The sequence below is a fragment of the Brucella sp. H1_1004 genome (assembly GCF_047308065.1).
Taxonomy (GTDB): Bacteria; Pseudomonadota; Alphaproteobacteria; order Rhizobiales; family Rhizobiaceae; genus Brucella; species Brucella pseudogrignonensis_B.
This window is the reverse complement of record NZ_JAYKZA010000002.1, coordinates 1278500-1293843: the sequence shown is the minus strand read 5'-3', so window position 1 is coordinate 1293843 and position 15344 is coordinate 1278500. Positions and strand designations below refer to the sequence as shown.

Genomic DNA, 15344 nt, shown 5'->3' with positions numbered 1-15344 from the left:
AACAGAAGCGACCCGAAGGTCGCTTCATCACACAAGGACTTAAGTTCGAGCATAACTATTTTACAATATGCCAAACACCGCCTTTGCCATCACCGGACATATCACCCGGCTTTTTATCGCCATGATAAAAATAAAGTGGCTTACCCTTGTAGGCCCACATATTTTTACCGTCACTGGCTTTAACGATTGAAAAATCGCCTTCAGGCTTCGCGGATTTTTCCGCATAAAATGCAGGCCACATCTTCAGACACTTTGCATCACATGCTGATTTGCCCGACATATCCTTATCAAAGGTGTAAAGCGTCATTCCTTTAGGATTCACGAGCATTTTCCCCGGCAAAGCCCCGCCTATCATGGCGGGTTCAGCGGCTAATGCAGCTAAAGATGTAAATCCCACTATTGCAAGCGAAGCGAGTATTGTTTTCACGACAATTCCTCCTGAGTAAGATACTGACACGAAAGATGCTCAGCACTTGTCCCCGCATGTAAAAAATGCGCTTCAATAAAGGCCCAATTGAGTTAAAACCCAATTTAAAACCTGTTAACTACTTGGTGGCTTCACTTAACAAAAATAGTTTGGGCAACGGGAGTATATCTCGTCATATCCATGCAAATAAGCTAAAGTCCAAGGCGATAAAATGCCCTAGTCATTTGTTTTATCGGCAGGTTTTCATTTCTCTGGAATAGAAAATTGTGAACGTTGAGACGCAATCCAGCTTTGAGTTACGTCGTTCGTATTTGATAAGTTTCAGGCACATAGCGATAGCCTTCACCATCGCGTTGCAAATATGCAAGCGATGGAAACGGCATGTGATAGCCAATAAATGGAAGTTTATCCGTCGCAATCATATCGAACATGCGCTTACGGGTTTCAGCCGCCATTTCCTTGTCAATATCAAAGGAAACATGCCAGTCTGGGTGCTGCAGCGTGATAACTGAGTGATTAGCTGTATCGGAAATGAGCATTAGCGACTTTCCACCCGATTCAACGCGGAAACCCAAATGCCCCGGCGTGTGGCCATAGGCTCCGACAGCCTGAATGCCAGATAAAACATCCTTACCATCATCGATAAAGGTTATCTTTTCGGCAAAAGGCTTGACGTTCTTATCGACAAGTTGCGCAACACCTTTGGCGGGAGTTTCAAGCCGTGCTGGATCTGTCCAGAACTCGTATTCTTTCTGCCCAGCAGCATAACGCGCATTGGCAAAAGCAGGCTTACCGTCTTCCATAAGCCCACCAATATGATCAGGGTGGAAATGGCTGAGTACAACGAGCGATACATCGTCCGCCTTATAGCCCGAAGCCTCGAGTGCGCTGATAAGCTTGCCCTGCCCTGCTTCACGAGCGCCTGCCCCCATCCCGGTATCGAACAAGACAAGTTCAGTACCAGTATTGATCAGAACCGGAGTGAAGCTGTTTACAAAGCGATCTGTCGGCAGAAGATTTTCTTCGAGAAGCGCTGCAACATCCTTTGGATCTTGATTTACGGCATAGGTTTTCTCGGGTGCCTCGCCCGCCCGTCGCCCGTCTGAAAGCGTCGTTATTTCAAAATCACCAAACTGGAAGCGATGAAAACCTGGGTTCTCAATTTTGGACAACGTATTTTGTGCTTTTGCTTCATCACTTTTGAAGGGGGCCAAAGCCATTCCACCGCTTACGGCGGAAGCAGCGACAATAAAATTTCGTCGTGAAAGTGCCATTGGGCAGTCTCCAAATTGTTAGGTGCCCGTTAGAATAGCGTAAATGGCGGGTCGATCCAGTGCAGCATGATCAAGTTTTCGTAGAGCGCGGATGACACCACACTTGTCTGCCGCAGAAAACATAGCTATCTGAAGCGTACGCGGGACGACCCGCGTCTGTGTTCGCATAGGGGACGGCCCCATTTAAGGGCTGTTCCGTGGCTGGACCTATAGAACAATTAGCGATCAAACCTATTGTCGAGCTTGGCACACTGGGTGGTCAACAGATCGTTTTAAAAAATTCTGCACTCTTTATGATGCTGACTATCATGGTTGCAGCAGGTTTTTTGTTTATTGCTTCACGTCGCAGTATAGTTGTGCCTGAGCGTCTGCAATCTCCAGCCGAAATGCTCCACGACTTTGTTTCGCAAACAACTCGCGAAAATTCCGGCCAGCGTGAATTGTTGATGGCAGTGATCCAAGTTTATGTTTTCACAATGCTGAGCAACATCCTTCCCATTAAAATGAAACTTTATCTCGAAAGGACAACCTTTCGTTATTTCAATCATGGGACGGCCCATATCCAAGGAGCAAAATAAAATGGCATGGATTTATCTGGCAATAGCTGGTGGCCTCGAAGTCATATGGGCCTACTTCATGAAAAAATCTGAGGGATTTTCGATCCTCACCCCCAGCGTCATTACCATTGTGACAATGATCGGTAGTTTCGCACTGCTTTCTATTGCAATGCGAACCCTTCCGTTGGGCACTGTTTACGCCGTCTGGACCGGGATTGGTGCCGTTGGTGCGTTTCTGGTGGGAATTTTCATTCTTGGTGAAACAGCGAGCTTTTTCCGTATCGCAAGTGTGATGCTTATCCTTGCAGGCATAATCGGACTAAAATTGTCATCGACATAAAACATAAAAAGGGAGGCAAATGCCTCCCTTTTTTATTCGATATCAGCGAACCTGATCCAGAAGTCGCTTGCATTCAAGAAGGTCAAATAGCGCTTCCTGCAAAAGACTTCTATTGTCTTTAGAGGCCCGCTTACCGTCAGCACCAATCGGGCCGTCTTCTTCGCCTTTCAAGAGGCCAAAAAGTTTGCGCGCTGGTTGCGGCGCTTTAATGCCGTTCGGTAATGCCATTTCATTATCAGCGGCATTTTCCATCGCTTGCTTTTCAGCGGCTGCCTGCTTCTGGCGCGTAATCGCATCGATAGCTTGTACATCACCGTTACCGAGAGCAATGATGAACTGTGCATTATTTTCGCGCAGAAGGCGCTGCACGCCTTTGATCGTATAACCCTGATCATAAAGCAGATGCCGAATACCTTTAAGCAGTTCAACATCCAGCGGGCGATAATAGCGGCGCCCACCGCCACGCTTCATAGGCTTAATCTGGGTAAAACGCGTTTCCCAAAAACGCAGAACATGCTGCGGAAGATCAAGATCCTCTGCAACTTCGCTAATCGTCCTGAATGCGTCAGGGCTTTTATCCATCTGCTTGCCTTTCCAGTGGTTTGGTTAGCCTTAAGGCCTCCCCTGCCAGTCCAGATAGTTCAAATGGCAATCAGTACTTCAATCAGTACGAGCCATAATATCACAATAATCCAACGGCGTTTATCATAAAAAAAACCGACGAAAAGCCCCTATTTCTCGGTGTCTCATATTAGCGTCCCGACTCAGCGTTAATGAGGAATATATAATATCAGGAACTGATAAGCACCTCTTCAGAATAACAGGAAATACGCAATTAGATTGTTGATAGTAGAAAGTCTCACCTCGCTACAATGGTGAAACAAAAAAGCCGCCCATCGAAACGGGCGGCTGAACTCATGAAACTGCTCTAATGCAAACTGATCTGAATTTTTACTTAGCGCTTTTTGCGCTGCGCTTCTGATGTTCTTGCAAAATGCGCTGCTTCAGAACGTTGGAAGCCTTGAATGTCATCACGCGGCGCGGAAGAATTGGAACTTCTTCACCCGTCTTCGGATTACGGCCGATACGTTCATTCTTGTCACGGACCTGAAATGTCGCAAAGGACGACAGTTTCACGGTTTCCCCGTTTACGATAGCGTCACAGACCTCATCGAGGATCATCTCGACCAGAGCCGCCGATTCTGTTCTGGACAGGCCTACCTTACGATAAACAGCCTCTGCCAGATCAGCACGTGTGACCGTCTTACCTCCCATAACCGAACCTGCCTGGTTAGTGTTTGAACAGATAATATCCTTAAGTGACAGGAGGTTACACAAATAAAAGTGGTTCGGTCAAGCCGCGAGTTTCCTCACGGCCTATCAATTTTCTAATTACCAGCGCAATAGAACTGCGCCCCATGTAAATCCACCACCCATAGCTTCCAAAAGAACAAGGTCGCCCTTCTTAATGCGCCCGTCTGCAACTGCCGTTGCAAGCGCCAGTGGAACAGAGGCTGCCGAGGTATTTCCGTGGCGATCCACGGTGATAACCACCTTTTCCTCGGCGATATTCAGTTTTTTAGCGGAAGCGTCGATGATACGCTTGTTGGCCTGATGTGGCACAAACCAATCAATATCCTCAGCTGTCAGCCCGGTTTCGGCAAAAGAAGCTTCAATCACATCCGTGATCATGCCCACAGCATGTTTGAAAACTTCACGGCCTTCCATGCGAAGATGACCGACTGTTTGCGTGGTCGATGGTCCGCCATCAACAAAAAGCTTTTCTTTGTGGTTGCCATCCGAGCGGAGATTCGCTGTCAGAATACCGCGATCTGACGTCAGACCTTTGCCTTCTGCCGACTCAAGCACAAGTGCGCCTGCACCGTCACCGAACAGCACACAGGTCGTGCGATCATTCCAATCGAGAATACGCGAGAATGTTTCTGCGCCAATAACCAGAACACGCTTCGCCAGACCGCCGCGGATATAAAGATCCGCCGTGGTTATGGCATAAATGAAGCCACTGCAAACGGCCTGCAAATCAAACGCAAAGCCAGTAGTAATTCCCAGCTCGCGCTGAATTTCAACAGCACTGGCTGGAAATGTATGGTTCGGCGTCGATGTTGCCACGAGTACGAGATCAATATCCGACGCCTCGATACCCGCATTTTCAAGTGCCGCGCGCGCTGCTGCTGCACCGAGCGATACAGTTGTTTCGCCCTCACCCGCAATATGACGCTGGCGGATGCCTGTGCGCTGAACAATCCATTCGTCGGAGGTTTCAACCACACCCTCGAAGTCGGAGTTCTTCATGATCCGCTCAGGCAATGCCGAACCAATACCTCTTACGACAGATCTTATCATCGTTATTTTTCCTGTCCTGCGTGACCGTAGCAGGCTTTTCTGCCGGTCAGAATTCGTGCCCCCTAGTGAGGCATATTATTATTTTGTGCTTTCGCTACCATCATTCGACGCAGTTTGCGGATGACTGTGGTGGAAATGCGCCAGATCGACTTCGATTTTTTCGAGCAGCTTGTTGCGAACCATGTCATAGCCAACTTCGATCGCTGAACAGAAACCTTCAGCAGTTGCGCTCCCATGGCTTTTGATAACAACGCCGCTCATGCCGAGCAATACGCCACCATTGACCTTGTTCGGGTCCATTTTTTCGCGAATGCGATCAAATGCGCCCTTAGCGAAGATATAGCCGATTTTTGAAAGAAGTGTGCGGCTCATGGCCTGACGCAGCAACGTACCCATTTGCCGAGCAGTGCCTTCAGCGGTCTTGAGCGCAATATTGCCCGTAAAACCTTCGGTGACCACCACGTCAACGGCACCATTGCCAATGTCGTTTCCTTCGACAAAACCTTTATACTGCAAGCCATCAAGCGGCATATCGCGCAGAATCTGCGCTGCTTGTTTTACTTCGTCGAGGCCTTTAACTTCTTCGGTGCCGACATTCAGAAGCCCAACAGTCGGCTTACGAATTTCAAAGAGTGCGCGCGCCATACCCGCGCCCATCACTGCATAGTCCACCAATTGGCGCGCATCCGCACCAATGGTCGCGCCGACATCCAGCACGATGCATTCGCCCTTAAAGGTCGGCCAAATCGCAGCAATCGCAGGTCGCTCAACATCGGAGAGCATACGCAGGCAAAATTTTGACATAGCCATCAGCGCGCCGGTATTGCCCGCAGAGACACATACATCTGCATCGCCAGTTTTTACGGCTTCAATAGCCTGCCACATAGAAGACTTGCCGCGACCAGCGCGAAGCGCCTGGCTCGGCTTATCATCCATTTTGACCGCCACTTCACTGGCGCGGAACTCGGATGCTGCCTGAAGTTTCGGATAACGTGCCAATACAGGCTCGACCTGTCCGGCCAAACCAAAGAAAATAAACCGGATATCAGGATGACGCTCAAGCGCCTTCGCCGCACCTGGGATGACCACTTCAGGGCCAAAATCACCGCCCATGGCGTCAATCGAAATTTTTATCACTCTTGATTAATCCTGTGCGATCCCTTGCCCCAAATCTGCATTTTTAAAAACAGAGAGCTTTTCCGCGAAAATAGTGTTTTTCCGGTCATGCACAACCAGATTCTATCAAGCACCCGTTAATTCACGGCTTCTTGGACCAGTCAGATAGCTTGGCGAAAGGCGAATCAGGCTTATCGTCATCGTTCAGATCACCAAAAATCACTGGTTCCGACTCATCTGGCAGTCCCGGCTTGCGTGGGTAAGGATCGAGGGCCAGCTCAAAAAACTCTTCCGCGACAGCGCCCAAATCAATTTTATCGCCAACAAATGTCTCTGGAATGTCTGCGCCTTCCGCATCGAGCAGCAATTCACCACTCTCATCGAGCTGGATTTTAGCGAGGCGGGAATCCTCAGGCACAAAAATCGTATCGACCTGCTCGTCAATCCTTGCATCCAGCGGTTCAAGCGTTGCCACACATGACTGCACTACGTCTGCTTTGATCGTTCCACGAATGCGAATGCCACGCTTTTTCCAGGGCGTCAGCAAGAATTCGGCATCGAAAGACTTGACCGAAACAAGGCCGTGCTCATCAGCCAATGCCACTCTTTCCTTTTCATTCGTCCCTACCTTCACCGTCAAACCCTTGTGGGGGAGATGCAGAACCGGAACGGGATAAGTCAGTGCCGGTTTATCATTCATTATTCTCAGCCTTTTTATTCGTATCAGTTGGCGATAGCGCCATCTCGTCGACATTCATAAAGGAAATATCACCTACTGCCAAAACGCTGTCATCGGTTTTTGCAAGCAAATCCCGGCACGCGAACACATACGCACTCAAATGGTGAGAATGCGGCCATAATTCGAGATCAGGCTGAATATTTCTTGTCAGAGCCGCCGCCAATGCCTCTTCGTCATTATTATCCAGTGCCGTTCCGTAAGAACTGACGCGGCCGTAAAACATCCGTGCCAGCTTCTTCATCCGCTTCGGAACGCCCTGATCACCGATTCCCAATTCTCGCAAAGAATGGTCGACATCTTTGAAAAACTCGTCCGCGATGTCCTGTGCAAGCGGCATCAGCACCGAATTTTCGCCCTTCATACGATGAAGGACAAGGAAAATATGAACAGAAAGCATTTCATAGCGCCCCAATGGTGTATCAGGCACGTGAAATTGTGAATAAAATCGCTTTTGCCGCGCCGCCGCCACGATCGTCTCGTAAACGCGAAACACAATTGTCTCATTTGCTTTGTTTTTGCGGCGAAAAAGTCGAAGAATCATTCGTATACGACCGTACTTGTTGCATCCAGAAGCAAGGTGGTTTACCGAAGTTCTCCTGACGGCGAAAGTGCCGCGCTGATATAGAATGTATGGAGAGGTCTTTGTTGCAGCGAATTTTCCCAAGCGCACGCAAACAGCGTGCCCTTCTCGCAGGCACAGCAATTCTCTTTTCGGCGGCTCTTGCCGGATGCAACACCGCGTCCACGCTAAACCCGTCGGAAACGATCACAGAGGGTTACGTGCTTGATCAGGATGCGCTAGATTCGGTTCCGGTTGGTTCCAGCCGTGAGCAAGTGCTTCTGGCTCTCGGAACGCCATCGACAACGGCGACCTTCGACAACGAAGTGTTCTATTACATTTCGCAGAAGCGCTACCGTGCAGCTCAGTTCATGAAGCCGAAAATTGTCGATCGCAATATCCTTGCGGTTTACTTCGATAAGGACGGCAAGGTTCACCATATCGCCAATTATGGTCTTCAGGATGGCAAGGTCTTTGATTTTGTATCCCGTACGACGCCGACCGGCGGTAAGGACCAGACCTTTATTGGCCAGATCATCCAGGGGGTTGCGAAAGCCCCAACGTCGCTTCCAGGCGGCATGACAGCTGGCGGAAACAACTAATTCTGCAAAAACGATCACAAAAACCCGCCTTACGGCGGGTTTTTTATTGGTTTTACATCACGCGGAATGCGCAAGCACTGCAAGCAGCAAGAGTGCCACAATGTTGGTGATCTTAATTGCCGGATTAACGGCAGGACCAGCGGTATCTTTGTAAGGATCGCCTACAGTATCGCCCGTTACTGAAGCTTTGTGTGCTTCCGAACCTTTCAGATGCTTGACACCATCGGCGTCTGTAAAGCCATCTTCAAAGCTTTTCTTGGCATTATCCCATGCTCCACCACCTGACGTCATGGATATGGCCACAAACAATCCGTTGATGATAACGCCCAGAAGTGACGCGCCGAGCGCTGCAAAGGCTGCAGCTTTAGAGCCTGAGATGAGCAGAACACCAAAATAGACGACAATTGGAGCCAGAACCGGGAGCAGCGATGGAATAATCATTTCACGGATAGCCGCTTTGGTAAGCAGATCAACTGCACGCGCATAATCCGGGCGATCTTTGCCAGTCATAATGCCCGGCTTTTCGCGAAACTGACGGCGTACTTCCTGCACAACGGCACCGCCTGCACGTCCAACAGCTGTCATCGCCATACCGCCAAAGAGATAGGGAATAAGGCCACCGAAAATCAGACCTGCCACGACATATGGATTGGACAGCTCAAACGATACTGGCCCCATATCTGCGAAATAGGGATAGGTTTGTCCATTGGCGGCGAAATAGGACAAATCATTGGAATAGGCGGCAAACAGCACCAGTGCACCGAGACCCGCAGAACCAATCGCATAGCCCTTCGTAACCGCCTTCGTAGTATTTCCAACGGCATCCAGCGCATCGGTTGATTTGCGCACTTCCGGATCAAGGCCTGCCATTTCGGCAATGCCGCCAGCATTATCCGTCACCGGACCAAAAGCATCGAGCGCTACAATCATACCAGCAATACCGAGCATAGCTGTCACGGCAATTGCTGTTCCGAACAGTCCCGCAAGCTGATACGTGCCTATGATACCGCCAACGATCACGATGGCAGGCAAAGCAGTTGATTCCAGCGACACCGCCAAGCCCTGAATGACGTTGGTGCCATGGCCCGTCACAGATGCCTGCGCAATGGAATTGACCGGGCGTTTGTTGGTGCCGGTATAATATTCAGTAATCACGACGATCAGGCCGGTAACGATCAAACCGATGATGCCACAGATAAACAGGTTGGTTCCCGTGATTGTTTGACCCGCAACAGTGCCGACCTCTCCCCAGCCAACAGTCAGTGTATTGGCGACGGCCAGACCTGCAATAGACAGCAGTCCGGTTGCGATCAGCCCTTTATAAAGCGCGCCCATGATCGAGCCGTTAACGCCAAGCTTGACAAAAAACGTCCCGGCAATCGATGTAAGGATAGAAACGCCACAGATCGCCAGCGGATAAAGCATCACGCTTGAAAGCACACCGGAACCGGCGAAGAAGATTGCGGCCAGAACCATTGTTGCGACAACCGTAACCGCATAGGTTTCAAACAAATCCGCAGCCATGCCCGCGCAGTCACCGACATTATCGCCGACATTATCAGCAATGGTTGCCGGATTGCGTGGATCATCTTCCGGAATGCCTGCCTCGACCTTGCCAACAAGATCGCCACCGACATCAGCGCCCTTTGTAAAGATACCGCCGCCTAAGCGCGCGAAAATAGAAATCAGCGACGCACCAAAACCGAGCGCCACAAGCGCATCGATGACTGTACGATCAGACGGCGCATAACCCAGCCAGACAGTCAGGATTAAATAATAAACCGACACGCCCAACAGTGCCAAACCAGCCACGAGCATTCCCGTGATAGCGCCCGACTTAAAAGCTATTTCCAGGCCACCGGCGAGGCTCAGAGATGCAGCTTGCGCGGTTCGTACATTCGCACGAACAGAAACATGCATCCCGATAAAGCCTGTCAAACCGGAGAGGATCGCACCGATGAGAAAGCCTATAGCAGCGGAAATTGAGAGCAGATACCAGACTGCAAGAAAAACAACGACGCCAACCAGCGCAATCGTCGTATATTGTCGTGCGAGATAGGCTGCGGCACCTTCACGAATTGCAGCAGCAATTTCCTGCATACGCGCTGTGCCCTGATCTGCGGCGAGAACCGAACGCGTTGCCCATATGGCAAACAGAACGGAAAACACACCGCAGGCTATGACGAGAAGAAGAACTCCGATTCCCATTTAGGCCAACTCCCATTGAGCGCGCACCAGCTTGAGATAAATCGCTCGCAATCACGGAGCGATTATCTGCACACGTCGGCGCATGAAAGGCCCGAAAACCCCTCCCCGGGCCAGAGATAGCGGCATGGAAGTGCCTGAAACCGTCCATTCACCGGGTTTCATCGGCTTGATTTCACGTTTGAAGCATCTGCTTACAATCGAAGAGTTTGCAGATGTTTCTGCATTCGCGCATTCTCAATGCCGCAGGCTCAACATGCGGAAGACGCGTTGAAACGTCAAGTCGTAGTTTATTGAATAACCAAAGCAAAAAGGCTGCGATTTCTCACAGCCTTTTTGATTTAAATAGGAATGTCTGTTACTTGCCGCGTGGCTTTGTTCCACGGCTTTCGCCGCGAAGTTCGAAAGCAATACGGTCGAGCACCGCATTGACAAGCTTTGGCTCTTCTTCGGTGTAGAAAGCCTTGGCGATATCGACATATTCCGAAACGATAACCGCAGTTGGCACATCTTTGCGGGTTTTCAATTCCCACGCACCGGCACGCAAAATCGCACGCAACGTTGAATCGAGACGAGAAAGCGGCCAATCTTCAGTCAATGCCTGATGGATCATCGGATCAAGCGCAAGCTGTGTTTCCACGACACCTGCCACAATGCCACGGAACCATTGCGGGTCGGCATCGAGATACTGCATGCCGTCCACTTCCTTGCCAAGGCGATGGGCTTCATATTCAGCAACGACTTCCATGACGCCTGTACCGGCAACATCCATCTGATAAAGCGCCTGAACGGCTGCGAGACGCGCAACGCCACGCTTGTTTGCAGCTCTTGGTGCATTCGGGCTGGAGCGGCCTTCAGAAGAAGCAGTCATCGTGTCAGGCTCCGAATTTCTTACGTAGGTCAATCATAGTCAGGGCCGCGCGGGCTGCAAAGCCGCCCTTGTCCTTGTCTTCACGACGCGCACGCACCCAAGCCTGCTCATCGTTTTCAACGGTAAGAATACCATTGCCGATGGCAAGGCTTTCTTCAACTGCAAGATCGGTCAAAGCGCGGCAGGATTCATTGGCAACAATATCAAAATGATAGGTTTCACCGCGAATGACTGTGCCGAGAGCAACAAAGCCATCATAATTCGTGCCGCCATTTTCAGCGCCATCAAGCGCGAAAGAAATCGTCGCTGGCACTTCCAGTGCACCGGGAACCGTCACAACATCATAGGTCGCGCCAGCGGCATCGAGAGCAGCCTTTGCGCCGTCAAGAAGCGCATCAGACAGTTCTTCATAAAAACGCGCTTCAACAATGAGCAAATGCGGCGCGTGCGCCTCGTGCTTCGACATGAGAGACTCCATGACAGAAATCGCGGACCGCAAATCTTGCGGTCAACGCTAAATTCAAAAAAACAGCTTAGGGTTCTTAGGCTCTAAGCTTATTTCTTATATTGCGCAAGCCTTGCTGCGTAACGGGCCAGCTGATCGATCTCGATATTGATCTTATCACCCGCCTTACGGTCGCCCCAAGTGGTCACTTCAAGCGAATGACGAATGAGCAGAACGTCAAATTCATTGCCGTTGACGCCATTCACCGTCAGCGATGTGCCATCCAGTGCGACGGAGCCCTTCTGGGCGATAAAAGGGGCCAGTTCTTCGGGTGCGCGCAGAGTGAAGCGAACAGCGTCGCCCTCTTCCTTGCGCTCAACGATCTCCGCCTGTCCATCAATGTGACCGGAAACGAGATGGCCACCCATTTCATCACCCAGCTTCAGCGAACGCTCCAGATTGATGCGGGTGCCATTTTCCCATTTTGAAATGGTCGTCAGACGCAATGCCTCTTCCCAGGCTTCCACTTCAAACCAACGGGCATTGGTGCCTTTTTCAGGCAGTGCCACAACGGTCAGGCAAACGCCAGAACACGCAATCGAAGCGCCAAGTTCAATTGTTTCAGGATCGTAAGCTGTTTCGATCCGCAGCAGCACACCTTCATTGAGCGGTTTAATACGATCAACCTTGCCAATGTCGGTAACAATACCTGTAAACATCAAGTCTTCCTTACATATTCCGCATAAGCATCGTCGCCATATCGCGCCTCGCGCACAATTGCGAATTCATTAGCGATATGGGATTGCAGATCCGTGACGGCAACCCCGGCAGCGGAACCGATTTCAACAGGTGAGCGGAAAAGCACCACGCGATCAACCAGATTTTCTTTCAGAAAGCTGCTCGCAACGTTTGCTCCGCCTTCTACCAGAACCGAGGAAATACCTTGTGCAGCAAGATCATCCATTAATTCTGGTAAAGCGATGCGACCTTCATCACTTTCCGCCGCGATGATGCGACACCCTGCCGCCTGCATCTCGTAACGTCGCTCAGGCGCCACATGCTCACAACAAGAAAGCCACAAAGGAACAGCGTCTGAGCTTCGAATAAGCTTTGAATCGAGCGGCAATTTTAATCCGCTGTCCAACACAAGTCGAACGGGCGAGCGTTGCTCCAACCCTGGCAAACGACAATTTAAAATAGGGTCATCAGCGATGGCCGTTTCGACGCCAACCAGAATTACGTCCGTCTGCGAACGCAAAATATGCGATTGTGCGCGTGCATTTGGACCCGTGATTGCGACCTGCCCCTCACCCTTTTTACCGATAAAGCCATCAGCAGAAAGTGCAAGTTTCAGAATCACTTCTGGACGTTTTTTAGAAGATCGATTCAGATAGCCCGCGAGGTCATCGGCGGCCTTCTCAGACAGAATGCCCGGCACAACTTCAATGCCCGCTTCACGCAAGATCGCAAAGCCATTGCCGCTTACTCTTTCGTCAGGATCGGTAGCAGCAACGAACACGCGCGCGATTCCCGCCTGCACAAGAGCTTCTGCGCATGGTGGTGTACGACCATGATGTGCGCAGGGTTCGAGCGTAACATAGGCCGTGGCACCCCGCGCCGCCTCGCCCGCATCGGCCAGTGCCTGCGGCTCAGAATGAGGCCGTCCGCCAATGGCCGTGACACCACGTCCGACAATTATACCGTCCTTGACGATGACGGTGCCGACGGAGGGATTTGTGCCTGTAAGCCCTTTGTTACGACGAGCAAGACGAATGGCTGCTTGCATGAAGCGCAAATCATCCGCGGTCGCATTTGCATGCGGGAATTCCACTAGGCTCATTTTATGCGTCCGGATCGCGTTCAGTTTCGGTCGTCGTCAACTCATCAATGACGTTATGGAAATCGACGGCTTTACTGAAATTGCGATAAACAGAAGCAAAGCGAATATAGGCAATGTCATCGACGCCCTTGAGCGCATCCATCGCCAAACGACCAATTTCGTCTGAGGTAACCTCCGCTTCGCCGGAGCTTTCGAGCTGGCGTACAATGCCGGAAATTGCCCGTTCAATCCGCTCTTCATCAATATCACGCTTGCGCAAAGCCACATCGATGGAACGCGATAGCTTTTCGCGGTCGAAAGGCACGCGGCGACCGCTCTTCTTCACGACCATAAGATCGCGCAACTGCACGCGCTCAAAAGTTGTGAAGCGTCCACCACAAACCGAACAGACACGACGTCTGCGAATAACCGCTCCGTCTTCCGTCGGACGGGAATCCTTCACCTGCGTATCTTCAGACTGGCAATAGGGACAACGCATGACACACTTTCAACTGGATAGATGATTCCATCGAATGATACCCCATCAGGCGAATGCTGCCTAATTGAGACAGATGTGAAAAAGCCCCACTCAACAAGGTTGAGCGGGGCTTCATCAAAATTTGAAGGGTTTTAGCCCTGATATCCATACATCGGGAAGCGATCGGTCAGTGCAATGACCTTGGCCTTAACCGCTGCTTCAACGGATGCATTGCCTTCATCGGAGTTGGCAACTTTCAAACCGTCCAGAACTTCCGCTATCAGCGAGCCGATTTCCTTGAATTCAGCCTTGCCGAAACCGCGGGTCGTGCCAGCAGGTGTGCCAAGACGCACACCGGAGGTTACGAATGGCTTTTCTGGATCGAATGGAATGCCGTTCTTGTTACAGGTGACGTTCGCACGGCCAAGGGCTGCTTCAGCCCGCTTACCAGTCGCATTCTTCGGACGCAGATCAACCAGCATCAGGTGGTTGTCAGTACCGCCCGAAACAATATCCAAGCCCTGCGACTTCAGTTCGTCCGAAAGCGCACGCGCATTATCAACAACGTTCTGAGCATAAATCTTGAATTCTGGCTTCAGAGCTTCTGCGAACGCAACGGCCTTACCAGCAATCACATGCATCAGAGGTCCGCCCTGCAGGCCCGGAAACACAGCCGAATTGAACTTCTTCGCCAGATCAGGATCGTTAGTGAGGATCATACCGCCGCGTGGACCACGCAGCGATTTGTGAGTCGTCGTGGTGCAAACATGCGCATGCGGAACTGGTGATGGGTGGACACCACCGGCAACGAGACCAGCGATGTGAGCCATATCAACCATCAGATATGCGCCAACTTCGTCAGCAATTTCACGGAAACGCTTCCAGTCCCAGATGCGGGAGTAAGCGGTACCGCCAGCGAGAATGAGCTTTGGCTTATGCTCGCGTGCAAGGCGCGCGATTTCTTCCATATCGAGAAGATGATCGTCTTCACGGACGCCATAGGAAACAACGTTGAACCACTTGCCCGACATGTTTACAGGCGAACCGTGTGTCAAGTGACCACCGGAATTGAGGTCAAGGCCCATGAAAGTGTCGCCCGGCTGCAAAAGCGCAAGAAACACAGCCTGATTCATCTGGCTGCCGGAGTTTGGCTGCACGTTTGCAAATTCTGCACCGAACAGCTTCTTGGCGCGTTCAATTGCCAGTTCTTCTACAACGTCAACATACTGGCAGCCGCCATAATAGCGCTTGCCCGGATAACCTTCAGCGTATTTGTTGGTGAGGATCGAACCCTGTGCTTCAAGCACCGCACGCGAAACAATGTTTTCTGAGGCGATCAGCTCAATTTCATGGCGCTGACGACCAAGTTCGTTGCGGATCGCACCGAAAATATCGGCATCAATCTCTTCAAGAGTTGCGTTGAAAAAAGCGGTATTGGCTTGTGTCATGTTTCACACCCTCCGGGTTAGCCGGCCGTAGCACTAAGAGATGAGGCGCAGTATCACACTTCGAATGGCAAGGCCAATGGCCGCAAAGCGAAAAGCATGT

Annotated in this window: 19 protein-coding genes; 4 read left to right on the top strand and 15 right to left on the bottom strand. The window is 50.9% G+C overall.

The genetic code is table 11. The annotated features are described in order from the left end of the window. Nucleotides 1-55: 55 nt before the first annotated feature. Nucleotides 56-427, bottom strand: coding sequence for a hypothetical protein (locus tag U2P60_RS13515; protein WP_413573005.1), 372 nt, complete (start codon nucleotides 425-427; stop codon nucleotides 56-58). A 296-nt stretch (nucleotides 428-723) separates the two neighbouring features. Then, nucleotides 724-1701: an MBL fold metallo-hydrolase gene (locus U2P60_RS13510; protein WP_413573004.1), complete on the bottom strand. Its 978-nt coding sequence runs from the start codon at nucleotides 1699-1701 to the stop codon at nucleotides 724-726. A 197-nt stretch (nucleotides 1702-1898) separates the two neighbouring features. Here U2P60_RS13510 and U2P60_RS13505 point away from each other — a divergent pair, with 197 nt between their 5' ends. Together U2P60_RS13505 and sugE are read left to right on the top strand one after the other, a co-directional pair. Beyond that, nucleotides 1899-2279 carry a hypothetical protein gene (locus tag U2P60_RS13505; protein WP_413573003.1) on the top strand — a complete coding sequence of 127 codons (381 nt, stop codon included), beginning with the start codon at nucleotides 1899-1901 and terminating at the stop codon, nucleotides 2277-2279. A gap of 1 nt (nucleotide 2280) precedes the next feature. Further along, entirely contained in the window at nucleotides 2281-2598 is a 318-nt protein-coding gene (gene sugE, locus U2P60_RS13500) for a quaternary ammonium compound efflux SMR transporter SugE (RefSeq protein ID WP_413573002.1), read from the top strand. A 42-nt stretch (nucleotides 2599-2640) separates the two neighbouring features. Here the strand turns inward: sugE and U2P60_RS13495 are convergent, their stop codons facing one another. The 6 genes from U2P60_RS13495 to U2P60_RS13470 form a co-directional block, all read right to left on the bottom strand. Then, nucleotides 2641-3180, bottom strand: a complete 540-nt coding sequence (locus U2P60_RS13495; protein ID WP_250039617.1) for a MerR family transcriptional regulator — start codon at nucleotides 3178-3180, stop codon at nucleotides 2641-2643. Nucleotides 3181-3549: 369 nt separating this feature from the next. Next, nucleotides 3550-3873, bottom strand: coding sequence for an integration host factor subunit alpha (locus U2P60_RS13490; RefSeq protein WP_187545449.1), 324 nt, complete (start codon nucleotides 3871-3873; stop codon nucleotides 3550-3552). A gap of 117 nt (nucleotides 3874-3990) precedes the next feature. Next, nucleotides 3991-4962, bottom strand: a complete 972-nt coding sequence (locus tag U2P60_RS13485) for a beta-ketoacyl-ACP synthase III (protein ID WP_413573001.1) — start codon at nucleotides 4960-4962, stop codon at nucleotides 3991-3993. Between the two features lie 78 nt (nucleotides 4963-5040). Further along, the gene (plsX, locus tag U2P60_RS13480) at nucleotides 5041-6099 is read right to left on the bottom strand and encodes a phosphate acyltransferase PlsX (protein ID WP_413573000.1); all 1059 of its coding nucleotides are present in this window, start codon (nucleotides 6097-6099) and stop codon (nucleotides 5041-5043) included. A gap of 121 nt (nucleotides 6100-6220) precedes the next feature. Continuing rightward, nucleotides 6221-6778, bottom strand: coding sequence for a YceD family protein (locus U2P60_RS13475; RefSeq protein ID WP_413572999.1), 558 nt, complete (start codon nucleotides 6776-6778; stop codon nucleotides 6221-6223). Next, entirely contained in the window at nucleotides 6771-7358 is a 588-nt protein-coding gene (locus tag U2P60_RS13470) for a ubiquinol-cytochrome C chaperone family protein (protein ID WP_413573798.1), read from the bottom strand. Before U2P60_RS13470 ends, U2P60_RS13475 begins: the two co-directional genes overlap by 8 nt. Nucleotides 7359-7459: 101 nt before the next feature. On the opposite strand from U2P60_RS13470, the gene U2P60_RS13465 reads away from it, so the two are divergent. After that, on the top strand, nucleotides 7460-7978 hold the full coding sequence (locus tag U2P60_RS13465; RefSeq protein WP_250039610.1) for an outer membrane protein assembly factor BamE: 519 nt from the start codon (nucleotides 7460-7462) through the stop codon (nucleotides 7976-7978). A gap of 57 nt (nucleotides 7979-8035) precedes the next feature. Here the strand turns inward: U2P60_RS13465 and U2P60_RS13460 are convergent, their stop codons facing one another. Further along, complete coding sequence (locus U2P60_RS13460) at nucleotides 8036-10186, bottom strand: sodium-translocating pyrophosphatase (RefSeq protein ID WP_313828319.1); 2151 nt, start codon at nucleotides 10184-10186, stop codon at nucleotides 8036-8038. 124 nt (nucleotides 10187-10310) lie between these two features. Here U2P60_RS13460 and U2P60_RS13455 point away from each other — a divergent pair, with 124 nt between their 5' ends. Then, complete coding sequence (locus tag U2P60_RS13455) at nucleotides 10311-10457, top strand: hypothetical protein (protein ID WP_313828318.1); 147 nt, start codon at nucleotides 10311-10313, stop codon at nucleotides 10455-10457. Between the two features lie 84 nt (nucleotides 10458-10541). Here the strand turns inward: U2P60_RS13455 and nusB are convergent, their stop codons facing one another. From nusB to glyA, 6 genes are all read right to left on the bottom strand, one after another. After that, the gene (nusB, locus tag U2P60_RS13450) at nucleotides 10542-11054 is read right to left on the bottom strand and encodes a transcription antitermination factor NusB (protein WP_413572998.1); all 513 of its coding nucleotides are present in this window, start codon (nucleotides 11052-11054) and stop codon (nucleotides 10542-10544) included. A 4-nt stretch (nucleotides 11055-11058) separates the two neighbouring features. Next, entirely contained in the window at nucleotides 11059-11520 is a 462-nt protein-coding gene (locus tag U2P60_RS13445; protein ID WP_250039604.1) for a 6,7-dimethyl-8-ribityllumazine synthase, read from the bottom strand. An 89-nt stretch (nucleotides 11521-11609) separates the two neighbouring features. Next, entirely contained in the window at nucleotides 11610-12218 is a 609-nt protein-coding gene (locus U2P60_RS13440; protein ID WP_313828317.1) for a riboflavin synthase, read from the bottom strand. Then, nucleotides 12218-13339, bottom strand: coding sequence for a bifunctional diaminohydroxyphosphoribosylaminopyrimidine deaminase/5-amino-6-(5-phosphoribosylamino)uracil reductase RibD (gene ribD / locus U2P60_RS13435; RefSeq protein WP_413572997.1), 1122 nt, complete (start codon nucleotides 13337-13339; stop codon nucleotides 12218-12220). The genes U2P60_RS13440 and ribD overlap by 1 nt, the downstream gene beginning before the upstream one ends. Nucleotide 13340: 1 nt before the next feature. After that, a complete protein-coding gene (gene nrdR / locus U2P60_RS13430; RefSeq protein WP_413572996.1) occupies nucleotides 13341-13817 on the bottom strand; it encodes a transcriptional regulator NrdR in 477 nt (158 codons plus the stop codon). A gap of 131 nt (nucleotides 13818-13948) precedes the next feature. Next, on the bottom strand, nucleotides 13949-15244 hold the full coding sequence (gene glyA / locus U2P60_RS13425) for a serine hydroxymethyltransferase (RefSeq protein WP_250039600.1): 1296 nt from the start codon (nucleotides 15242-15244) through the stop codon (nucleotides 13949-13951). Nucleotides 15245-15344: the final 100 nt, after the last annotated feature.